The 20,303-nt window shown below is 74.0% G+C and carries 20 protein-coding genes; 13 read left to right on the top strand and 7 right to left on the bottom strand.

The window, feature by feature from the left end:
* From ACFVHV_RS30870 to ACFVHV_RS30860, 3 genes are all read left to right on the top strand, one after another.
* Nucleotides 1-526 (top strand): acyl-CoA dehydrogenase family protein (locus tag ACFVHV_RS30870; RefSeq protein WP_380355378.1); only part of this gene is annotated, 526 nt, incomplete at its 5' end.
* Between the two features lie 160 nt (nucleotides 527-686).
* On the top strand, nucleotides 687-1,553 hold the full coding sequence (locus ACFVHV_RS30865) for an oxidoreductase (protein ID WP_359910148.1): 867 nt from the start codon (nucleotides 687-689) through the stop codon (nucleotides 1,551-1,553).
* 118 nt (nucleotides 1,554-1,671) lie between these two features.
* Nucleotides 1,672-2,169 carry a GNAT family N-acetyltransferase gene (locus tag ACFVHV_RS30860; RefSeq protein ID WP_359910145.1) on the top strand — a complete coding sequence of 166 codons (498 nt, stop codon included), beginning with the start codon at nucleotides 1,672-1,674 and terminating at the stop codon, nucleotides 2,167-2,169.
* Here ACFVHV_RS30860 and ACFVHV_RS30855 read toward each other — a convergent pair.
* A complete protein-coding gene (locus ACFVHV_RS30855; RefSeq protein WP_359910142.1) occupies nucleotides 2,162-2,758 on the bottom strand; it encodes an NAD(P)H-dependent oxidoreductase in 597 nt (198 codons plus the stop codon). The two genes, ACFVHV_RS30860 and ACFVHV_RS30855, sit on opposite strands and share 8 nt — an antisense overlap.
* Before the next feature lie 124 nt (nucleotides 2,759-2,882).
* Here ACFVHV_RS30855 and ACFVHV_RS30850 point away from each other — a divergent pair, with 124 nt between their 5' ends.
* Both ACFVHV_RS30850 and ACFVHV_RS30845 read left to right on the top strand, forming a co-directional pair.
* Nucleotides 2,883-3,323 carry a class I SAM-dependent methyltransferase gene (locus ACFVHV_RS30850; RefSeq protein ID WP_380355376.1) on the top strand — a complete coding sequence of 147 codons (441 nt, stop codon included), beginning with the start codon at nucleotides 2,883-2,885 and terminating at the stop codon, nucleotides 3,321-3,323.
* Nucleotides 3,278-3,535, top strand: a complete 258-nt coding sequence (locus ACFVHV_RS30845; RefSeq protein WP_380355373.1) for a hypothetical protein — start codon at nucleotides 3,278-3,280, stop codon at nucleotides 3,533-3,535. Before ACFVHV_RS30850 ends, ACFVHV_RS30845 begins: the two co-directional genes overlap by 46 nt.
* A gap of 55 nt (nucleotides 3,536-3,590) precedes the next feature.
* Here ACFVHV_RS30845 and ACFVHV_RS30840 read toward each other — a convergent pair whose 3' ends face one another.
* Nucleotides 3,591-3,974 carry a MerR family transcriptional regulator gene (locus tag ACFVHV_RS30840; protein ID WP_359910136.1) on the bottom strand — a complete coding sequence of 128 codons (384 nt, stop codon included), beginning with the start codon at nucleotides 3,972-3,974 and terminating at the stop codon, nucleotides 3,591-3,593.
* A gap of 161 nt (nucleotides 3,975-4,135) precedes the next feature.
* Here ACFVHV_RS30840 and ACFVHV_RS30835 point away from each other — a divergent pair, with 161 nt between their 5' ends.
* The gene (locus tag ACFVHV_RS30835) at nucleotides 4,136-4,630 is read left to right on the top strand and encodes a peptidylprolyl isomerase (protein ID WP_359910133.1); all 495 of its coding nucleotides are present in this window, start codon (nucleotides 4,136-4,138) and stop codon (nucleotides 4,628-4,630) included.
* A 318-nt stretch (nucleotides 4,631-4,948) separates the two neighbouring features.
* The gene (locus ACFVHV_RS30830) at nucleotides 4,949-5,527 is read left to right on the top strand and encodes a hypothetical protein (RefSeq protein WP_359910131.1); all 579 of its coding nucleotides are present in this window, start codon (nucleotides 4,949-4,951) and stop codon (nucleotides 5,525-5,527) included.
* Between the two features lie 33 nt (nucleotides 5,528-5,560).
* Here ACFVHV_RS30830 and ACFVHV_RS30825 read toward each other — a convergent pair whose 3' ends face one another.
* Nucleotides 5,561-6,046 (bottom strand): hypothetical protein, encoded by a 486-nt coding sequence (locus tag ACFVHV_RS30825; protein ID WP_359910129.1) that lies wholly within the window; start codon nucleotides 6,044-6,046, stop codon nucleotides 5,561-5,563.
* A gap of 38 nt (nucleotides 6,047-6,084) precedes the next feature.
* Nucleotides 6,085-7,425, bottom strand: coding sequence for an LCP family protein (locus ACFVHV_RS30820; RefSeq protein ID WP_359910127.1), 1,341 nt, complete (start codon nucleotides 7,423-7,425; stop codon nucleotides 6,085-6,087).
* 457 nt (nucleotides 7,426-7,882) lie between these two features.
* Here ACFVHV_RS30820 and ssuE point away from each other — a divergent pair, with 457 nt between their 5' ends.
* From ssuE to ACFVHV_RS30790, 6 genes are all read left to right on the top strand, one after another.
* On the top strand, nucleotides 7,883-8,437 hold the full coding sequence (gene ssuE / locus ACFVHV_RS30815; protein WP_380355371.1) for an NADPH-dependent FMN reductase: 555 nt from the start codon (nucleotides 7,883-7,885) through the stop codon (nucleotides 8,435-8,437).
* Between the two features lie 323 nt (nucleotides 8,438-8,760).
* Nucleotides 8,761-9,549, top strand: a complete 789-nt coding sequence (locus ACFVHV_RS30810) for an ABC transporter ATP-binding protein (RefSeq protein WP_380355368.1) — start codon at nucleotides 8,761-8,763, stop codon at nucleotides 9,547-9,549.
* A gap of 16 nt (nucleotides 9,550-9,565) precedes the next feature.
* Nucleotides 9,566-12,136 carry an ABC transporter permease gene (locus ACFVHV_RS30805; protein ID WP_380355380.1) on the top strand — a complete coding sequence of 857 codons (2,571 nt, stop codon included), beginning with the start codon at nucleotides 9,566-9,568 and terminating at the stop codon, nucleotides 12,134-12,136.
* A 182-nt stretch (nucleotides 12,137-12,318) separates the two neighbouring features.
* A complete protein-coding gene (locus tag ACFVHV_RS30800; protein ID WP_380355365.1) occupies nucleotides 12,319-14,355 on the top strand; it encodes a hypothetical protein in 2,037 nt (678 codons plus the stop codon).
* Nucleotides 14,356-14,516: 161 nt separating this feature from the next.
* Nucleotides 14,517-15,557 carry a glycosyltransferase family 2 protein gene (locus ACFVHV_RS30795; RefSeq protein WP_359910112.1) on the top strand — a complete coding sequence of 347 codons (1,041 nt, stop codon included), beginning with the start codon at nucleotides 14,517-14,519 and terminating at the stop codon, nucleotides 15,555-15,557.
* Nucleotides 15,558-15,644: 87 nt separating this feature from the next.
* On the top strand, nucleotides 15,645-16,259 hold the full coding sequence (locus tag ACFVHV_RS30790) for an acyltransferase (protein WP_359910109.1): 615 nt from the start codon (nucleotides 15,645-15,647) through the stop codon (nucleotides 16,257-16,259).
* A 60-nt stretch (nucleotides 16,260-16,319) separates the two neighbouring features.
* On the opposite strand, the gene ACFVHV_RS30785 is transcribed toward ACFVHV_RS30790, so the two are convergent.
* From ACFVHV_RS30785 to ACFVHV_RS30775, 3 genes are all read right to left on the bottom strand, one after another.
* Nucleotides 16,320-17,921: an LCP family protein gene (locus ACFVHV_RS30785; RefSeq protein ID WP_359910106.1), complete on the bottom strand. Its 1,602-nt coding sequence runs from the start codon at nucleotides 17,919-17,921 to the stop codon at nucleotides 16,320-16,322.
* A gap of 225 nt (nucleotides 17,922-18,146) precedes the next feature.
* The gene (locus ACFVHV_RS30780) at nucleotides 18,147-19,439 is read right to left on the bottom strand and encodes an LCP family protein (RefSeq protein ID WP_359910103.1); all 1,293 of its coding nucleotides are present in this window, start codon (nucleotides 19,437-19,439) and stop codon (nucleotides 18,147-18,149) included.
* Between the two features lie 36 nt (nucleotides 19,440-19,475).
* Nucleotides 19,476-20,267 (bottom strand): TIGR03089 family protein, encoded by a 792-nt coding sequence (locus ACFVHV_RS30775; RefSeq protein WP_359910100.1) that lies wholly within the window; start codon nucleotides 20,265-20,267, stop codon nucleotides 19,476-19,478.
* Nucleotides 20,268-20,303 lie beyond the last annotated feature (36 nt).

Genomic DNA, 20,303 nt, shown 5'->3' with positions numbered 1-20,303 from the left:
GGGTTCGCCGACGCGTGAGGTGTACTTCGACAATGTGCGGATTCCCGCGGACCGGATGATCGGTGCGGAGGGGACGGGTTTCGCGACGGCGATGAAGACGCTGGACCACACGCGGGTGACGATCGCGGCGCAGGCGGTGGGGATCGCGCAGGGGGCGCTGGACTACGCGAACGGGTACGTGCGGGAGCGCCGGCAGTTCGGGAAGGCGATCGCGGAGTTCCAGGGGGTCCAGTTCATGCTGGCGGACATGGCGATGAAGCTGGAGGCGGCGCGGCAGCTGACGTACGCGGCGGCGGCGAAGTCGCAGCGCGGGGACGCGGATCTGACGTTCTTCGGTGCGGCGGCGAAGTGTTTCGCGTCGGACGCGGCGATGGAGATCACGACGGACGCGGTGCAGTTGCTGGGCGGGTACGGGTACACCCGGGACTATCCGGTGGAGCGGATGATGCGGGATGCGAAGATCACGCAGATCTACGAGGGCACCAACCAGGTCCAGCGGATCGTGATGGCCCGCAACCTCCCGTAACCCCACCCCGACGTGCACATACGGCCCCCGACCGCCCGTCCGCGGTCGGGGGCCGTATGTCGTCCGGCATCGAACCGTCCTGGACGCGGCCCCTGTGACGGTGTCATAAATGATCGTCAACTCACGGGCAGCACAAGACGATTGCGAGAGATCGACGATCATGGGCAGCACCCCCGAGCAGCACCCCGCCGGCAAGGTCTGGCTGATCACCGGCGCCAACTCCGGCTTCGGCCGGGCGCTCACCGAGGCCGCGCTGGCGGCCGGCGACACCGTCGTGGCCGCCGCCCGGCGCCCCGAGACGCTGGCGGAGCCGGCCGCCGCGCACCCGGACCGGCTGTTCCCGGTCCGGCTGGACGTCACCGACCAGGAGCGGATCGCGGCCGTCGTCGCGGAGACCGTCCAGCGGCACGGCCGGATCGACGTCCTGGTCAACAACGCCGGGCGCGGGCTGATCGGCGCCGTCGAGGAGTCCACCGACCGCGAGCTGCGGGACCTGATGGAGCTGCACTTCTTCGGCCCGGCCGCACTCACCCGGGCCGTGCTGCCGCACCTGCGGGCCCGGGGCTCGGGCGCGGTGGTGCAGATGAGCAGCATGGGCGGCCGCTTCAGCTTCCCCGGCGTGGGCGCCTACTCGGCCACCAAGTTCGCGCTGGAGGGGCTGTCCGAGGCGCTGGCCAAGGAGGTGGCCGGCTTCGGGGTCAAGGTGCTGATCGTCGAGCCCGGCGCGTTCCGGACCGGCTTCGCGGGCGGCGACGCGCTCGCCCACAGCGCCCCGATCGAGGCGTACGAGCCGATCGTCGGCCCGGTCCGCACCGGGCTGCCGGACAGCGACGGCAAGCAGGCCGGCGACCCGGCGAGGGCCGCCGAGGCGATCCTGGCCGCGCTGGCCGCCGAGCACACCCCGCTGCGGCTCGCGCTCGGCAGCGACGCGGTCGACGGCGTCCTCGGCACCCTCGACGAGGCGCGGCGGGAGACCGAGACGTGGGCGGCGGTCGGCCGCGGCACCGACTTCCCGGCCGGCGAGTAGCCCACCGGGCGGCGGGGGCCCCGGCCCGGTCGATGGAGGGCCCCGTCCCCGGTCGGTGGAGGGCCGCGCGACGAAATCCGCGCGACGGCGGGCAGCCGCGCTCCGTAGGCTGCCCGCCATGTCCTCCGCGCCCACCAGGCCCTCCGTGCTCAGCCTGGCCCCCATCACCCCCGAGAACGTCGACGCCGCCCTCGCCCTGCGGGTCCGCCCCGACCAGGAGGCCCTGGTGGCGCCGGTGGTGAAGTCGCTGGCCGAGGCGTACGCGTACGGGGAGGCCGCCTGGCCCCGGCTGATCCTGGACGACGGGCGGCCGGTCGGCTTCGTGATGGCCTTCTTCGACCTCACCTTCTACCCCGACCGCCCCGGCGACCGCCCCCGCTCCGGCCTGTGGCGGCTGCTGATCGACGCCGAGCGGCAGCGCGGCGGCTACGGCCGCTTCGCCGTCGAGCAGGTCTGCGCCGAGATCCGCCGCCGCGGCGGATCCCGCGTCACCGTCACCCACCACACGGGCCCGGACGGCCCGGAGGAGTTCTACGCCCGTCTCGGCTTCCGCCCGACCGGCGAGCTGAGCGGCGGCCAGACCGTCGCCGAACTGGACCTCCCGCCGCTCAGCTGAGCAGCGCCGCGGCCTGCTCCCGGGCCTGCCGCAGCCAACCGGCGCGCTCGGCGTCGGAGGAGTCGGTGACCGTGCGGAACACCGTCCGCCGCACCTCGGCGACCCCGACGTACGGCAGCACGCAGGCCGCCCAGATCCGCTCCAGCGGGTCGCCGAACTCCTCGCGCTCGCGGGCCTCCGGGGTGTCCGAGGTGTTCAGCACCAGCGCCCGGCCGGCCCGCAGCAGCCCGGCCGGCTCGCCGTCGGCCGTCCCGAGCTTGTACGCGACGCCGGGCACCAGCACCCGCTGCACCCAGCCGGTGAGCACCGCGGGCGGCATGCCCCACCAGTTGGGGTGGATCAGCACCAGCGCGTCCAGGGCGGCCACCTCGGCGCGGTGCAGGGCGAGGACCGGATCCCCGGACCGCTCCGCCGCGGTCACCGTGCCGGTCTCCTCGGCGGCCAGCAGCGGCGCGAAGCCCTCCGCGTACAGGTCGTGGGCGCGCACCCGGCAGCCGCGCCCCCGCAGTTCGTCCACCACGGCCCCGTACAGCGCGTGGTTGAAGCTCCCCGGCCGCGGATGCGCCAGGTAGACCCCGATCGTGCTCATCTTCCGTCCCCCTCGGGCTGGTTGGCCGGACCGATGGTAGGCGCGTGCCCCGCTGTCGCGCACCCGGCAAGGATCCGCCGGACACGCCCCGGGTCCGGTCGGCCGCCCGGTAGGGTCCGGGGCCATGACCGAGCCGGACTTCCTCACCGAGACCAGGGCGTTCTACGACGCCGTCGCCACCGAGTACACCGAGCTCTTCCGGGACGCGTTGGACCGCATGCCGATGGACCGGGCGATGCTGGGGCTCTTCGCCGACCTGGTCCGCGCCGAGCGGCCGGGCGGCAGGACGGCCGAACTCGGCTGCGGCCCGGGCCGGATGACCGGCCCGCTGCACCGGCTCGGCGTGGACGTGCACGGGATCGACCTCTCGCCGCGGATGGTCGAGCTCGCCCGGCAGGCCCACCCGGAGGTGCCGTTCAGCGTCGGTTCGATGTTCGACCTCCCCTTCCGGGACGGGGAGCTGACCGGCGTGGTGGCCTGGTACTCGATCATCCACACCCGGCGGAGCGGCTGCCCGAGGTGTTCGCCGAGTGCGCCCGGGTGCTCGCCCCCGGCGGCCACCTGATGCTCGCCTTCCAGGTCGGCGACCTGCCGTCGCGCCAGGAGCGCCCCTTCGGCCACCCGGTGTCGCTGGACTTCCGCCGGCTGCGGCCGGAGCACGTCGAGGAGCTGGTGCGGGAGGCGGGCCTGCCGGTCACCTCCCGTACGGTCCGTGAGCCGGAGGGGGACGAGAAGACCCCGCAGGCCTATCTGCTGGCCCGCAGGCCGAAGGGCTGAGGCCCTCCTGCGCGGCCTCCGGTGCGGTCTTCCGGGCAGTCTTCCGTGCGGCCTTCTACGCGGCCTCGGACGAGGACGGCGGCTGCCCGGAGGCGGTCGCGATCACCTCGTCCAGCACCTCGCGGGAGCGCAGCAGGTCGCTGATCGTCCGGTCGATCCGTTCGCGCTCCGCGGTGAGCTCCTCGACCAGCAGCGGGGTGGCGACCTCGTTCGGGCTGCCGTCGGAGTCCCGCATGCAGGGGAGGATCTTGTAGATGGTCCGGCTGTGCAGCCCGGCCGCGAACAGCTCCTGGATGTGCACCACCCGGTCGACGGCGGCCTCCGGGTACTCGCGGTGGCCGCCCTCGGTGCGGCGGGCGGCGAGCAGGCCCTGCTGCTCGTAGTAGCGCAGCGAGCGTTCGCTCACACCCGTCCGACGGGCCAGTTCACCGATCCGCATGCCGCCCACCCCGTCCCCGTGCCGCACAGAGGCCTGAACCTGACATCGATGTTAGCTTCCCGGTCTCGCTCCGGGGCGGAAACCGGATAACACAGCCGCGTCCGGCCGCGCCCGACCGGGGGCAGCGCGCGCCGAACAGGTGATCGTGCCATCATCCCTGCATGTCTTCCAACGTTTTCTTCGACATCACGATCAACGACGAGCCGGCCGGCCGGATCGTCTTCAAGCTGTACGACGACGTCGTTCCCAAGACCGCCCAGAACTTCCGCGAGCTGGCCACCGGCCAGAACGGCTTCGGCTACGCGGGCTCCGGCTTCCACCGCGTGATCCCGGCCTTCATGCTCCAGGGCGGTGACTTCACCAACCACAACGGCACCGGCGGCAAGAGCATCTACGGCGAGAAGTTCGCGGACGAGAACTTCCAGATCAAGCACGACCGCCCGGGCCTGCTCTCGATGGCCAACGCCGGCCGCAACACCAACGGCTCGCAGTTCTTCATCACCACCATCGTCACCGACTGGCTGGACGGCAAGCACGTCGTCTTCGGCGAGGTCGTCGAGGGCATGGACCTGGTCAAGAAGATCGAGGGCCTCGGCTCGCAGAGCGGCCGCACCTCGGCCAAGATCTCCATCGCCGCCTCCGGCGAGGTCAAGTAGTCGCCGTCGCCACTGGCACGCACCGCCCCGGAGCGGGACGTCGGATCTTCCGGCCTCCTGCTCCGGGGCGGTTTCGTATCCGCTCGCCGTACCCGCTCGCGTACCCGCCCCGAGCCCGTTTCCGCGCCGCCCCCGCATCCGTCCCGGGCCCGTTCCCGCGCCGGGCCGCGGTGCGGCGGGCAGGGTAGCCGGGAGCGCCGCCGTCCGGGCCGGAACCGGGCAATCGTGCGGCCTTCCTTTGCCGGGGCCCTACGCTCGACTTCTCGGACGCGGCCCAAGACGCGGCCGAACTCGACTCTGCGGCAAGGTGGTTGACCGATGGTGGAGCAGGGCGCCGACGACGGCGAGGTGACCTACGAACAGGTGACGGTGGTCTCCCTGGCCGGCTGCGAGCCGGTCGGCCCGGCGCGGTTCGCCGTCCGGGTCGTCCGCGAGGGCATGACCGTCAAGCGGGTGGCCGGCTACTGGGTGCGCTGGGACGAGCGGTGGGGCGCGGAGGAGGTCCGCCACCACGCCCGCTGGATCGCGGACGAGGAGTACGTGCGGCCGGACACCGGCAGCCTGGACGGCACCCTCGCGGTGATGGTCGCCGCGTACTGGACGGATCCGACGGGCGCCTTCCCGCGCCGCCCGGGCACCGAGACGGTGGTGACCTTCCGGCCGGGCGAGACCGAGCACGAGCTGGTGCTTGAGCAGCCCGCCCCGGTCGTCCAGGCCGCCGCGGCCCCGTACCGCCCGGCCTCGCTCTCGGTGCAGCTGACCCACGCGAGGTGGCTGAGCGGCGACGGGCAGCCGATCCACTACGGCTTCTCGGGCGCCACCGAGGCGGCCGGCGGCGAGGGGGAGTGGCTGGTCCGCTTCCCGGAGTGCGGCACCGGGCTGCTGCCGTTCGTCTAGGCCGTTCCCTCGCCACCGGTGCGTCCGGCGCGTTCAGGAGGGGCTCGGGGCGGGCCGGGCCGGTGCCGGGCGGGCCCACCGGCCGCCCGTCCGCATCCCCACCTTGCGCGCCGGGACGCCGGCCCAGACCTCCCCGGGGCCGGTCGAGCGGGTGAGCACCGCGTTGGCGCCGACTACGGTGCCCGCGCCGACGGTCAGCACGCCCTCCTTGCACACCACCTTGGCGCCGGCGCACAGCACCGCGCCGTCCTCGACCACCACCCGCCGCATCGCGCTCTCCTCCTGCGGTACCCACGGGTCGGCCCGGCCGATGGTCACGCCGTTGTAGAGCGTCACGCCGGCGCCGAGGGTGGTGTACGGGTGCAGCACGGTGCCGAAGCCGCGGTGGAAGACGAGCAGTCCGGGCCCGATCTCGCAGGCGGCGGGCACCTCCATCCCGTAGAGCGCGAGCGCCTCCTGGACCAGGCGGCCCAGGAGGCGGTGGCGACGGCGGTGGATCAGCGCGGTGACGAGTGGCATCCACCCATTGTGTCGACACGGTCGCACAAAGTCGCGGACTACTTGAAGTCCGGCACCGCGGTGTCGTTCTTGAAGGCGGCGAAGAGCTGCTTGGACTTGTTGGCGTCCCACAGCACGGCGGACTCGCCGGTCTTGGTCCGGTAGTCCGGGTTGCCTATCGGCACGGTCAGCGACTTGCCGCTGCCGCCGTTGACGTCCTTCATGGCGAGGAAGAGCGAGCCGAGGTCGGTCAGGCCGCAGTCCTCGTCGACGATCAGGGTGCCGAGCGCCGAGTCGACCAGCGGGTAGAAGGTGAACGGGTTCATCAGGTTGCCGGGGGAGGCGGCCTGGTGGGCCAGGGCGCCGAGGAACTTCTGCTGGTTGCGCATCCGGCCGAGGTCCTGGTCGGCCATCTGGTGGCGCTGGCGGACGAAGGCCAGCGCCTGCTTGCCGGTGAGGGTCTGGTCGCCGGCCTTGAGGTCGAGGCCGGAGTCCTTGTCCTGGACGTCCTGGTCGATCTTCATCTCGACGCCGCCGATCGAGTCGACGATGCCGACGAAGCCGCCGAAGCCGATCTCGGCGTAGTGGTCGATCCGCAGGCCGGTGTTCTGTTCGACGGTCTGGACCAGCAGCCGGCCGCCGCCGTTGCCGAAGGCCGAGTTGATCTTCGCGGTGGTGCCCTTGACCGGCTTGCCGTTGCTGCCCGGGTGGTCGGGGATCGGCACCCAGGAGTCGCGCGGGATGCTCATCAGGGTGTTCCCGTTGTCCCCGACGTGCAGGATCATCATCGAGTCGCTGCGCTTGCCCTCGGTGTCGTGCCCGGTGTGCAGGTCGTCCTGCTCGGCGTCGGTGAGGCCCTGGCGGCTGTCGGAGCCGACGATCAGCCAGTTGGTGCCCTTGCCCGCGGCCGGGCGGCCGGGGTAGTCGGCGAGCACGTTCTCGTGGTTGAGCTTGGAGTCCGCCCAGAACCAGGTGGAGACGGCGGTCACCATGACGGCGATCAGCACGCCGAAGACCGACCACTTCACGATCCGCCGCCGCGGCCAGCGCCGGGCCTGGGCGCCGGGCGGGCGGGTGCCGCCGGGCCCGCCGGGCCCGCCGGGGCGGCCCTGGCCACCGGGGCCACCGGGCCCGCCGTGAGCACCGTGGCCTGCGGCACCGCCGGGAGCACCGCCGGGTGCGCCGGGACGGCCTCCGGGTGCGCCGGCCCCCTGCGGGGGGACGCCGCCGAGCCGGGAGGGCCCCGGCTGCCCGGGCTGTCGCGGCTGCCGTGGCGCGGCCGCCCCCGGCCCGCGCGGGTTCAGCGAGGACGGCAGCGGCGGCTCGGCCGCGCCGCCCCCGCCGTTTCCGCCGTACGGGTTCCCGCCGCCCCCCGGGCGGCCCTCCTGCCACGTGTTCATGCCGACGAGGATGCCCGACCCCGGTCGGGCTGACTCCCCCCGGGGGGTCCACCGGGCTTCTTGTAGCAGTTTTGATGCACGTGCCGGATCGTTCCGCCGCAACGTCCGGACACCCGGTGTTCCAGCTGCTGAAACGTTTCTTGACCAGCCCGAACACAGCGTGTTTGCATTCCAGGCATGGATCAGCGTTGGGCACTCACGCGTCGGCGGCACGTCGACCTGCGGCGCGGTGTGGCCTGTTCGCTCTGTCGCGGCTGACGCGCGCCCGCCGAATCCCCGTACCCGCCGCACGTCCGCCGGCACAGCGCCCCCGCCACAGCGCCCCCGGTGCACGTCCGCCGGCACAGCGCCCGCGGTGCCGCCCCGGCACCGGCCCCCGTCCGCGGCGCCCTCCCCCGCCGCACCCGGCCGGAACCCGCCGCCCCGCGCCGCCCCGCTTCCACCCAGAGGTGAACCCATGGCCGTCGTCCTGTCCGTTTCCGGCTCCCCTTCCCCCACCTCCCGCACCACCCGCCTGCTGCGCCACGTCGACGCGCGGCTGGCGGAGCGCGGCCACCACGTCGTCCCCTTCGAAGCCCGCAGCCTGCCCGCGCACGCCCTGCTGTCGGGCGACTTCGACCACCCCGAGATCGTCGCCGTCACCGAGCTGTTCGCCCGCGCCGACGGCGTGGTCGTCGGCACCCCCGTCTACAAGGCCGCCTACTCGGGCCTGCTGAAGGCCCTGCTGGACGTGCTCCCGCAGTACGCGCTGGCCGGCAAGGCCGTCCTGCCGCTCGCCACCGGCGGCTCGCCCGCGCACGTCCTCGCGGTGGACTACGCGCTGCGCCCGGTGCTCAGCTCGATGGGCGCCGACCACATCACCCAGGGCTGGTTCGTGCTCGACCGCCACATCACCGCCCGGGAGGACGGGACGACCCTGGTGGAGCGCGAGACCGAAGCCCTGCTGGTCCCGGTCGTGGAGGGCTTCGCCACGGCACTGGAGCGGCTGGCCGCAACCGCGCTGACGAGCTGACGGACCGCCGCCGCGGCCCGTACGGGGCGTCCCCGAGACGGGCCGCGGCTACCCCTAGGGGGAGCGGCGCCGCGGCCCGTAGAACCTTGGTTGAGCGGCTTCATTCCGGCGGATGACGAGCCGACGGCCGTCGACTCCTAACGTGGTTCACACATCCCCACCCGCCAGGAAGCGGCCCGGTTGCGTCGGGTCCGGTGGCCAGGTCCACCGGGAGGGTGGAGACAACTCCCGGTCGAGGACTACCGCCTGCGCCATGTCATGAGGCGGGCGGGCCCGCGAGGCTGGGGGCCAACGGGTGAGCGCATCTTCCTTAGGAGAGTCCAGTGACGACGGCAGCAGCAGCCGTGTACGACCCCCAGCTTCCCGGCGGAGCGTCAGCCGTCGCCGCGTCGGCCCGTCAGGTCACCAAGGCGTACGGTTCGGGCGAGACCAGGGTGACCGCGCTCGACTCCGTCGACGTGGACATCCAGCGCGGCCGGTTCACCGCGATCATGGGTCCCTCGGGCTCCGGCAAGTCCACCTTGATGCACTGCCTGGCGGGCCTCGACACGGTCACCTCCGGCCGGATCCGGATCGGCGACACCGAGATCACCGGCCTCAAGGACAAGCAGCTCACCAGACTCCGGCGCGACAAGATCGGCTTCATCTTCCAGGCGTTCAACCTGCTCCCGACCCTGAGCGCGCTGGAGAACATCACGCTCCCGATGGACATCGCCGGCCGCAAGCCCGACCAGGCCTGGCTGGACCAGGTGGTGGAGACGGTCGGCCTGTCCGGCCGGCTCAAGCACCGCCCCTCCCAGCTCTCCGGCGGCCAGCAGCAGCGCGTCGCGGTGGCCCGGGCGCTGGCCGCCCGCCCCGAGATCATCTTCGGGGACGAGCCCACCGGGAACCTGGACTCCCGCTCCAGCGCCGAGGTGCTGACCTTCCTGCGCCGCTCGGTGGACGAGCTGGGCCAGACCATCGTGATGGTCACCCACGACCCGGTCGCCGCCGGCTACGCGGACCGCGTGCTCTTCCTCGCCGACGGCGTGATCGTGGACGAGATGCACGCGCCCACCGCCGACTCCGTCCTCGAACGCATGCGCCGTTTCGACGGCAAGCGCACCAGCTGAGCGGCGGGACGACTCCATCATGCTGCTCAAGACCTCACTGCGGAGCTTCTTCGCCCACAAGGGCCGGATGGCGCTCTCGCTCATCGCCGTCGTGCTGTCGGTGGCCTTCGTCTCCGGCACCCTGGTGTTCTCCAACACCGCCACCGGCACCTTCGACAAGCTCTTCGCCGCGACCGCCTCCGACGTCTCGGTCAATCCGCCCAAGCCGGCCGAGGACGAGGAGCAGCAGGCCGCCGTCAAGCCGCCGACCGTCCCGGTCGCGCTGGAGCGGCAGGTCGCCGCGCTGCCCGGGGTGAAGAGCGCCGTCGGCCAGGTCCTGGTCGAGAACGCCGTGCTGATCGACCCGGCCACCAACAAGCTGGTCGGCCCGACCACCGGCGCGCCCACCCTGCTCGGCAACTGGACGGACACCCCGGCCAACCCGCTGAAGGTCACCTCCGGCCGCACCCCGCGCGGCCCGACCGAGCTGCTGCTGGACGCGGACACCGTGAAGAAGGCCAAGCTCGGCCTCGGCGGCCGGCTCAGGGTCGAGAACCCCCTCGGCCGGCACGACTTCACCATCGTCGGCATCGGCACCTTCACCACCACCAACCCGGGCGCGGCGCTCGCGTTCCTGGACACCCCGACCGCCCAGCAGGTGCTGCTCGGCGAGCAGGCCTTCAGCACCGTCGAGGCGTACGGCGACGGCAGCCGCGGCAACGACCGGCTCAAGGCGGACGTGCAGTCCGCGCTCGGCGGCGGGTACCTGGTGAAGACGGCGGCCGAGCAGAAGGCGGACCGCACCGAACAGGTCGGCAAGGGCCTGGACTTCATGAAGTACGCGATGCTCGGCTTCGCCTTCGTCTCGGCGATCGTCGGCGCTTTCCTGATCGTCAACACCTTCTCGATGCTGGTCGCCCAGCGCACCCGGGAGATCGGCCTGCTGCGCGCCATCGGCGGCAGCCGGCGGCAGGTCAACCGCTCGGTGCTGGTCGAGGCGCTGATCCTGGGCGTGCTCGGCTCGACCCTCGGGGTCGCGGCCGGCCTGGGCGTGGCGGTCGGCCTGATCAAGCTGATGACCGCGATCGGCATGGACCTGGAGGCGGCCGACCTGCGGATCGGGCCGGACGTGTTCGTCGCCGGGTACGCGCTGGGCATCGTGGTCACCCTGGTCGCGGCCTGGTTCCCGGCCCGCCGGGCGAGCCGGATCTCGCCGATGGCCGCCCTGCGCGACCACGGCACTCCGGCCGAGGACCGCGCCAACCTGGTCCGTACCGTCCTCGGCCTGCTGCTGACGGCCGGCGGCGGCGCCCTGCTGGTGCTCGGCGCGCGGGCGGAGAAGGCGGCCGCCGGCGGCCAGTACCTGGGCCTGGGCGTGGTGCTCACCCTGATCGGCTTCGTGGTGCTCGGCCCGCTGCTGGCCTCGGCCGTCGTCCGGGTGCTCGGCGCGCTGCTGCCGGCGCTGTTCGGGCCGTCCGGCAAGCTCGCCCAGCGCAACGCGATGCGCAACCCGCGCCGCACCGGCGCCACCGCCGCCGCGCTGATGATCGGCCTGGCGCTGGTGATCGCCTCCGCGGTGTTCAGCTCCTCGGCCGTCACCTCGACCAGCGCGCAGATCGACAAGTCGGTGGGCGCGGACTACATCATCTCCGGTGGCCGCACCGCGATCACGCCCGAGATGCTGGCCGCCGTCGAGCGGACCCCGGGCATCGACCACATCACCACCCAGCGGTTCTTCGCCGCCAAGGTCCGGCTGTCGGACGGGCAGCAGGCCAAGACCCCGCTGACCGCGGTCCCGCCGTCCTTCTTCGGCACCGACTTCCGGCCGACCGTCGACTCCGGTGCGGTGGACTCGCTCCAGCGCGGCTCGCTGGGGATCGGCGCCGCCTTCGCCAAGGACCACAACCTGAAGGTCGGCGACCAGGTCACCGTCGACTACGGCCAGGGCCGCAGCCAGGCGCTGCCGGTCGGCGCGGTCCTCGGCAAGGGCGACCTGTTCGGCGGCGGCTCCTTCGTCGCCATGGACACCATGGCGAAGGCGGTCCCGGCCGCCGAGCAGCCGCCGGTGTGGACCTTCTTCGCCAAGGCCGCCCAGGGCGCCGACGTCCAGAAGACGCTGACCGCGCTGGAGGACGGGCTGAAGGAGTACCCGCAGCTGACCATCAAGGACCGGGCCGGCTACAAGGAGCTCGCCCAGTCCCAGATCAACACCCTGCTCTACCTGATCTACGGGCTGGTCGCCCTCTCGATCACGGTCGCGGTGCTCGGCGTGGTCAACACCCTGGCGCTGTCGGTGGTGGAGCGGACCCGCGAGATCGGCCTGCTGCGGGCGATCGGGCTCTCCCGCCGCCAGCTGCGCCGGATGATCCGGCTGGAGTCCGTGGTGATCGCGCTGTTCGGCGCCGTCCTCGGCACCGGACTGGGCCTCGCCTGGGGCGTCACCGTCCAGGGGGTGCTGCGGGACCAGGGCCTGGGGACGCTCTCCGTCCCGACCACCATGGTGGCGATCACGCTGGTCTCCTCGGTGCTGATCGGCCTGTTCGCCGCGCTCGTCCCGGCCTTCCGGGCCGGACGCATGAACGTCCTCGCGGCCATCGCGACGGACTGAGCCGGCTCCGGGGTCGCCGGGCCCCGGAGCACGGGGGAGACGGGGGGAACGGGGGGAACGGGGGGGACGGGGGACCAGGGCCGGGTGCGCACAGCACCCGGCCCCGGTGCCGTTCCCCGCCCCTTGCCGGGAGGCCGCCGCCGAGGTGCGTTCCGTTTCCCCCGGGCTGGGATGATCGTCCGATGTTCCCCTCGGACGCCCCGCCGCTGCCCAGCGCCGCGCCCCTTACCAGTGCCGCCGCCACCCGCTGGCGCGCCGCCCGGACCGCCTGGCGGCTGGACAGCCGGTGGCTCGCGCTGCTGCCGGTCGCCTTCCTGGCCCTGGCCGCCGCGGTGGAGCCGGACAGCGGAGGGGCCTGCAACGCCCAGGGCATCTGCCGGGAGACCTGGGGCGAGACCCTGGCCCTCTGGACGCTGCTGGCCGAGGCCGTCCTGCTGGTCGGCCGGCCCCGCGTCCGGCCGCTCGTCCCGGTCGCCGCCCTGGCCCTGTTCTGGTACCTCCCGAACGGCCTGGTCACCCCGCTCGCCCGCTGGTCCGCCGTGCTGCTGCACCTGCTGCTGGCCGCCGTCCTGATCGGCGCCGACCTCGGCCGCCGCCGCGCCCGCCATCAGCTCGACGAACTGATGGCCCCGCCCGTCCCCTTCCCCTGGACGGCCGCCGGCGCGCCCTCGCCCGTCCACCCCCCGCACGCGCCGGTCGGGCGGCGGGTGCTCGGCGTGCTGTTCCTGGTCGCCGCCGCCGCGCTGCCGTTGTACGGCCTGTGGGCGCAGTCCCAGCAGGAGGAGCGGGACGGCGCGGCCGTGCGGGTCACCGGCACCGCGGGGGAGTTCGACCGGGACGGCCTGCTGACCGTCCACTACCAGGACCCCCACCGCGGTGACGTGACGGTCGCCGCGCCGCCCGGCGCCGCCGCCGGGCCCACCGCGAAGCTGGACGTGTGGTGGGCCGAGCGACCGCAGCCGGGCCAGGCGATCCCGCTGCTGCTGGACGGCGACCGGGTCCGCGCGCTGGGCGACGACTACGACCTGTCCGGCGGGGCGCTCCTCGGCGGCCTGCTCGCCCTGCCCGGCCTGCTGCTGCTCGGCTCCGCCCTGGCCCACGACGTCCGCCGCACCCGGCCGGCCTTCGAGGGCACCGCTCCCGCCCTGGCCGTCCGGGTCCGGGCCGACGCCCAGGGCGACCTGCTGGTGCTCCCGGTGGACGGCCCGGCGGACGGGCCCGCGCTGTGGCGGCTGAAGGAGTGGGAGCGCTACTACTGGGCCCGGGAGGGCCACCCGGACATGCCGGACCGCCCGGGCCCCGGCTGGCTGCCCGAGCACCCCGACCTGGAGGGCTACGAGGAGGACTACCCCGAGTCGGGACCGCCGCACGACCCGGCGGAGGAGGAGTACGGCGAGCTCTTCGAGCGCGCCACCCCGGACCAGGCCGCCGCCTGGCTGGCCCGGGCCGGCCGCAGCGTCCCGGCCGTGCTGTACCGCGGCCCGGACGGCCCCGACCAGCAGCTCCTGGTCCGCCCGGCCCTGCTGGACGGCGACCCGCACCGGGTGGCCTCCGTGGTCGCGCCCGTCGCCCGGGCCCCGCGGCTCGGCCGGCGCTCCGGGCGCTACCGCGAGCGCGAGCTGGCCGTCGCCGCGCTGACCGCCGAGACCGTCGCCGCCGCCCCCGAGGCCGGCTCGGACGCCCGGCCGCTGGACGCCTGCCGCTGGGAGATGCCGCTGCCGCTGCGGGCGGCGGCCGGACCGCTGGCGGCGCTGCTGGTCGTCGCCGCCGTCGTGCTGCTCGACGACGACGGCTGGTGGGAGGGGCTGGTGCGCCCGCTGTGGATCGGCTCGCTGGCGATCCACGCCTGCGCCCAGACGTTCTCCTGGCAACTGGTGGCCGACCGCGACGGCCTGCGGGTGGCCACCGCGCTGCGCACCCGCAGCTACCGCTGGGCGGAGATCTCGGCGGCGGCGGTGCACCGGAGCCTGCTGACGATCCGGCTGCGCGGCGGCCGGGAGTTCTCCTTCTTCAGCCGCCCGGCGGCCCGGCTGGCCGCCTTCTTCGGCGGGCGGTACGACCCGGCGGCGGTGGCCCGGACCGTCGCCACCGCCGCCCACCGCCCCGACCTGCGGCCGGCGCAGGCCCTGCCGGACCGGCTGGGCGGCCCCCAGCACCTGGTGAACCGGCTCGCGCTGACCGGTTACGCGGTGTTCACCGTCGCTCACTACGCACTCTGAACCCACCCCGGACCGGCACCGGATCCACACCGCTTCCGGCCCGCGCGTAAGGGGGAGTACGGTGTTCTTGATCACAGCACCGGTGCCGCGCCGCGAGGCGTCCCCGGCCGCCCAGACCGGGACAAGACGGGGACGCGTCCGCACCGGTACGGTTGGCCCCGATGAACACCAAGGCTGCTGAGGAGCTGCCGGCTGTTTCCGTGATCATGCCGGTGCTCAACGAGGAACGTCACCTGCGCACGGCGGTCCGCCGCATCCTGGACCAGGAGTACCCCGGGCCGATGGAGGTGGTGATCGCCCTCGGCCCCTCCACCGACCGCACCGCGGAGATCGCGGCCGAGCTGGTGGCCGAGGACCCGCGGGTGCGGACGGTGGCTAACCCCACCGGCCGGACGCCGGCCGGGCTGAACGCCGCGATCCGGGGCTCACGGCACCCGATAGTCGTGCGCGTGGACGGCCACGGCCTGCTCACCCCCGGCTACATCACCACGGCGGTCCGGCTGCTCGGCGAGATGGAGGCGGCCAACGTCGGCGGCATCATGCACGCCGAGGGCGAGACCGAGTGGGAGCACGCGGTCGCCGCCGCGATGACCTCCAAGATCGGCGTCGGGAACGCGGCCTTCCACACCGGCGGCCTGGCCGGCCCGGCGGACACCGTCTACCTCGGGGTGTTCCGGCGCGAGGTGCTGGAGAAGCTCGGCGGCTACAACGAGGAGTTCATCCGCGCCCAGGACTGGGAGCTGAACTACCGGATCCGCCAGGACGGCGGCCTGGTCTGGTTCACCCCGCAGCTCAAGGTGACGTACCGGCCCCGCCCCTCGGTGCGGGCGCTGGCCAAGCAGTACAAGGACTACGGCCGCTGGCGCCGGGTGGTCACCCGTTACCACCGCGGCTCGGTCAACATGCGCTACCTCGCCCCGCCGGCCGCCCTGGCGGCGGTCGTCCTCGGGCTGGTGCTCGGCGCCGCCGTCCACCCGGCCTTCCTGGCGGTGCCCGGCGCGTACCTGATGGGCATCCTCGGCGGCGCCGCGGTCGAGGGCCGGGGGCTGTCGTTCAAGGCCAGGGCGCTGCTGCCGGTGGCCTTCGCGACCATGCACCTCAGCTGGGGCTTCGGCTTCCTGACCTCTCCGCGCTCGCTGGCCCGAAGAGTGATCGCCAGCGTCGGCCCGTCCTCCAAGGACGTGCTCTCGAAGACGGGTTGATCCCGGGGCGTGCCCGACACGCCCTGGCGCCCGCCGATTCGTCCCGGCAGCCCGCGGTGCCGTGCGGCGCCGCTATCGTCGGTGCGCATGGCGACAGTTGAGGGCGGGGCGGGCGCGGCCCGGATCGAGCCGAGCGCGGACGTCGACGAACGGGCCGCGATCGGTGCCGGGACGGCGGTCTGGCACCTCGCCCAGGTCCGCGAGGACGCGGTGGTCGGTGCGGACTGCGTGATCGGCCGCGGCGCGTACGTCGGCCCCGGCGTGCGGATCGGGGACCGGGTCAAGGTGCAGAACCACGCGCTGGTGTACGAGCCGGCGGTGGTCGAGGACGGGGTGTTCATCGGCCCGGCCGCCGTCCTCACCAATGACCGGTACCCCCGCGCGGTCACTCCCGAGGGCCGCCCCAAGGATCAACACGACTGGCGGGCCGAGGGGGTGACGCTCCGTCAGGGTTGTTCGATCGGCGGCCGTGCGGTGCTGGTCGCCGGGGTGACGGTCGGCCGCTGGGCGCTGGTCGCGGCCGGCGCGGTGGTGCACCGGGACGTCCCGGACTTCGCGCTGGTCGCCGGTGTCCCGGCCCGCCGGATCGGCTGGGTCGGCCGGGCCGGCGAGCCGCTGCGGCCCACCGGGGACGGCGGCTGGCAGTGCCCCCGGACCTCCGAGCGGTACCGGGAGGAGGGCGGAACCCTCCTGCCCGGCTAGGCCCTGTCCGGCCGATCTCGCCGCGGACTGATCCGCCGAGATCGGCCGGACAGGACCTGGCTACTTGGCGCAGACGTCGGTGTCGTCCGCCTGGACCCGCTGGAGGTCCTCGGGTGCCTCGGTGGGCACCGCCGCCGGGTTGGCGGCGGCCAGCACGTCCTTGCCGAGCACCAGCACCAGCCCGCCCTTCGGGTCCGACTTCGCGGCCGGCCGGACGGCGTCGCCGGGCAGGCCGAGGGCGGCGGCCAGGGCCTGGGCCTCGGCCTCCCGGCCGGACGGGTAGGACACCGTGGTGGTCTCGGCGGGCGGTGCGTCGCTGCCCACCACGGCCTTGTCGAAGCCCTTCGCCCGGAGCTTCTCCACGGTCGGCCCGGACTGTCCGCGGGTGCCGCTGCCGTTGCGCACCGTCAGCTGGACGCCCTTGCCGGAGACGGGCGGGGTGGTGGCGGCCGGGGCGGGCGGCGGGGTCGCGGCGCCGGTGGCCGGGGCCTCGGCGGCGGGCGGGGCGCTCGGCGGGGCGGCGGTCTCGGTCAGCGAGCGGTCGGCCGCGACCATCGCGAACAGCTGCCCGGCGTCCGGCTGCTTGAGGATCACCCGGTTCTCGTCCTTGGGGTCGTCCAGGACGGGCGCGGTGGTGAAGGTGATGTTCTTGGTGTCCACCTTGCTGATGTCCAGCGCGAGGTCCTTGAGCTTGTCCACGCTGCCGATGCCGGAGTCCACGGTGAGCGCCTTGGTGGCGGCGTCCGCGAGCTTGTAGAGCTTGGTCGGGCTGGTCAGGGTGTCGTCGCTCTTGATCTTGCGGATCATCGAGCTGATGAACTGCTGCTGGAGCGGGATCCGGGTGAGGTCGCCGCCCTGGCCGACCGCGTGCCGGGTGCGGACGAAGGCCAGCGCCTCCTCGCCCTGGACCACGTGCCGGCCCTTGGTCATCTTGAGGTGGGAGCCGGAGTCGTTGATGTCCTTGGCCGCGCAGACCTCGACCCCGCCGACGGCGGTGGACAGGGTCTTCACCGCCTCGAAGTTGACCTGCACGAAGTGGTCGACCCGGATCCCGGTGTTCTTCTCGACGGTCTTCCAGGTGCAGCCCGCGTCGCGCCCCTCCTGGCCGAGGCTGTTGTTGAACTCCTCCCGCGCCGAGCCCTGGATCTTCTTCCCCTGGGCGTTCTGGCACTCCGGTATCGGCAGCATCAGGTCGCGCGGGAGGCTGATCACCGTCGCGTTGGTGCGGTCCTTGGCGATGTGGAACAGCAGCGTGGTGTCGGCGTGCCCGGTGCTGCCCTCGTCGCCGTACTCCCGGCCGAGGCCCTCCCGGCTGTCGGTGCCGATCACCAGGATGTTCAGCGCGTCCCCGGCGGCCGGGGGCCGCTCGGACTCGTCGCCCAGCTGGACCTTGACCGAGGTCAGGTTGTCGTTGAAGTGCCGGTACAGGTAGTACGCCCCGCCGCAGCCCGCCACCATCACCAGGGCGCCCGCCCCGGCCGTCCACTTGAGCGCCCGTCGGCGCCGGCTGCGCTTGGCGAGCGCGGCCGCCCGCCGCCGGCTGTCCCGGCGGCCCTCCGGGGCCGGTGCCGCCGGTGCCTCGACGGCCCGCCGGCGCTGCCGGGGGACGCCGGGAGCCGGGTCGACCCGGTACCGGCCGCCTTCCGGTTGCTCCTCGTGCACGGGGGTTCCCTACCTTCGACCGGTCACGGCTGCGGACCGCCCGTACGGACGGGCCGATCCGGACACACTAGACGAGCCGAACGGGGGAGTCGTTCCCGGTGTGATCTCCGCCATGTTCCGGCAGGGCGGGGATAAATACCGCTCGTGGCCGAGCAATTGCGGAAACGTCCGGATCGGCCGACGGGGCCGGACCGGGGTGCGCCGGCGCGGTCGGGGGCTGGCGGTTCAGTGCGGGGCGCAGGCGTCCACGTCGGCGGTGCGTCCCTCGAAGGTGGGCGCGGCGCTCGCGGAGGGTGACGCGGTCCCCGTCGCCGGGGCCGTCACCGCCGCCGCCGCCTCGGCCGTCGGGCCCGTCCCCGGGCCGGAGCCCGGGGACGGGGACGGGCCCGACGAGGGCGAGGAGCCGGGCGGCCGGACGGCGACCGGCCGGTCGTCCCGCAGCGCCGCGAACAACTGGCCGGTCTGCGGCTGCACGAACTCGTCCCGGTCCGAGTCGTAGCGGTACGGGCGGCGCGGCGCGGTCAGGAAGACCACGTCCGCCGAGGGGACGCCGCGCAGGTCCTGGGTGAGGTCGTACAGCGCGCCGAGTGAGGACAGCCCGCCGTCCGCCCGCACCGAGGAGGTCGCGGCGTCCAGCACCGGCCACAGCTTCGCCGGGTTCAGCAGCACGCCCTGCGACTGCGCCTTGCGGATCAGCGCGGCCAGGAACTGCTGCTGGCGGCCCATGCGTTGGGTGTCGCTGCCGTCGCCCAGGCTCTCCCGGGCCCGGACGTAGCCGAGCGCCTGCTCGCCGTGCAGGGTATGCCGGCCGGCGGGCAGGTCGAGCCTGGCGTCCTTGTCGTGGATCGGCTGCGGCACGCACACCTCGACCCCGCCGATCGCGTCCACCATCGTCTTGAAGCCGCTGAAGTCGAGGATCACGTAGTGGTCGATCCGGATGCCGCTCAGCTTCTCGACGGTCCGGATCGAGCAGGCCGGACCGCCCGTCTCGAAGGCCCGGTTGAACTGCATCAGCGCGGGCTTGCTGCGGGTGCCGTCCGGCTTCTCGCAGGCGGGGACGGAGACCATGACGTCGCGCGGCACCGAGACCGCCGTCGCGTGCCTGCGGTCGGCGGCCAGGTGCAGCAGGATCGTGGTGTCCGAGCGCTCGGTGCCGCTCCCGCCGCCGTACGAGGCGTTCGCGCCGGAGCGGTCGTCGCTGCCGATCAGCAGGATGTTCTCGGCGCCCCGCGCCCCGGCGGTGCGGCTCGGCCGCTCGGCCTCCAGCCGGGCGAGCAGCCGGTCGGTGGCCGAGTCGGTGCGGATGTTGCCGTCCAGCTTGCGGTAGGCGATCCAGAGCAGCGCGCCGGTGGCGACCAGCAGGAACGCGACGGCGCCGGCGGTGATCATCAACCACCGCCGGCGCCGTCGCGGGCGTCCGGTCCCGTCGGGAGGGGTGTCGGTCGGCGGGCCGTCCTCTGCGGGGCCGTTCGCCGGGGGAGTGCCGGTCGGGGGGTGCGCGGTGTCGTCCTCGGCCATGGCAGCGATCCCTACCCGCCGGGCCCGCGCCGGGGGTTAGCCGAGGCGCAGTGTCACCCGTTCGGACTCCGTCCGCTTCTCCCACTGCCCGGCGTCCAGCGCCTGCGAATTGCGGCACAGCACCACCGAGGCACCGGCCGCCAGCGGCGCCAGCAGACCGGCCTCCAGACCGGCCCAGTCGTCGTACGCGAGGGTGGACAGGACGCGGTCACCGGGCTTCAGGCCGAGCCGCGCCGCGCCCTCCCGGGCCAGCGCCACGGTCTGCTCGCCCGTCAGCTTCAGCGGCAGCCCGTCCACCGCGGTCTCCAGCGCCTGCCCGTCCGGGGCGACGGGGGAGTACGGCGCGAAGCGGTCGCCCTGGCCGGGCACCTCGGCGGCGTAGTCCAGGAACCCTTCCGGACGCTGCGGGAAGCGGCCCCCGAGCGGGCGCAGGGCGAGCGCGACCCGCTCGCCCTCGCAGGCCTGGGCGGCCTCCAGCCCGTCCGGGCCGCTGACCACCAGGTCGGCGGCGGCCGGGTCGCCGCCCGGGACCGCCGCCACCCCGACCGACCAGCAGGCCAGCAGCCAGACGGCGCTCTGCCAGTGGGCGGGCAGCAGCAGCGCCGCCCGGTCACCGGGGCCGGCGTTCAGCTCGTCCTGGAGGAGGTTGGCGGTCTTGGCGACCCAGTTGTCGAAGGTGCGGGCGGAGAGCTCCACCCGTTCGCCGGTGGCGTCGTCGTAGAAGGTGACCAGCGGGGCCGCGGGATCGACCGAAGGGGTGCCGCCGCGCAGGAATGCGTGCAGCAGCTCGACGGGGGTGCGGGCATCGGCAGCGAAAGGCGCAGTCATGGTGCGCCCCAGCCTACGGCCTTCGGGTGGGAGGCC

The sequence above is a fragment of the Kitasatospora sp. NPDC127116 genome (assembly GCF_042677365.1).
Taxonomy (GTDB): domain Bacteria; phylum Actinomycetota; class Actinomycetes; order Streptomycetales; family Streptomycetaceae; genus Kitasatospora; species Kitasatospora lactacystinica.
This window is presented reverse-complemented; position numbering and strand designations above follow the sequence as displayed.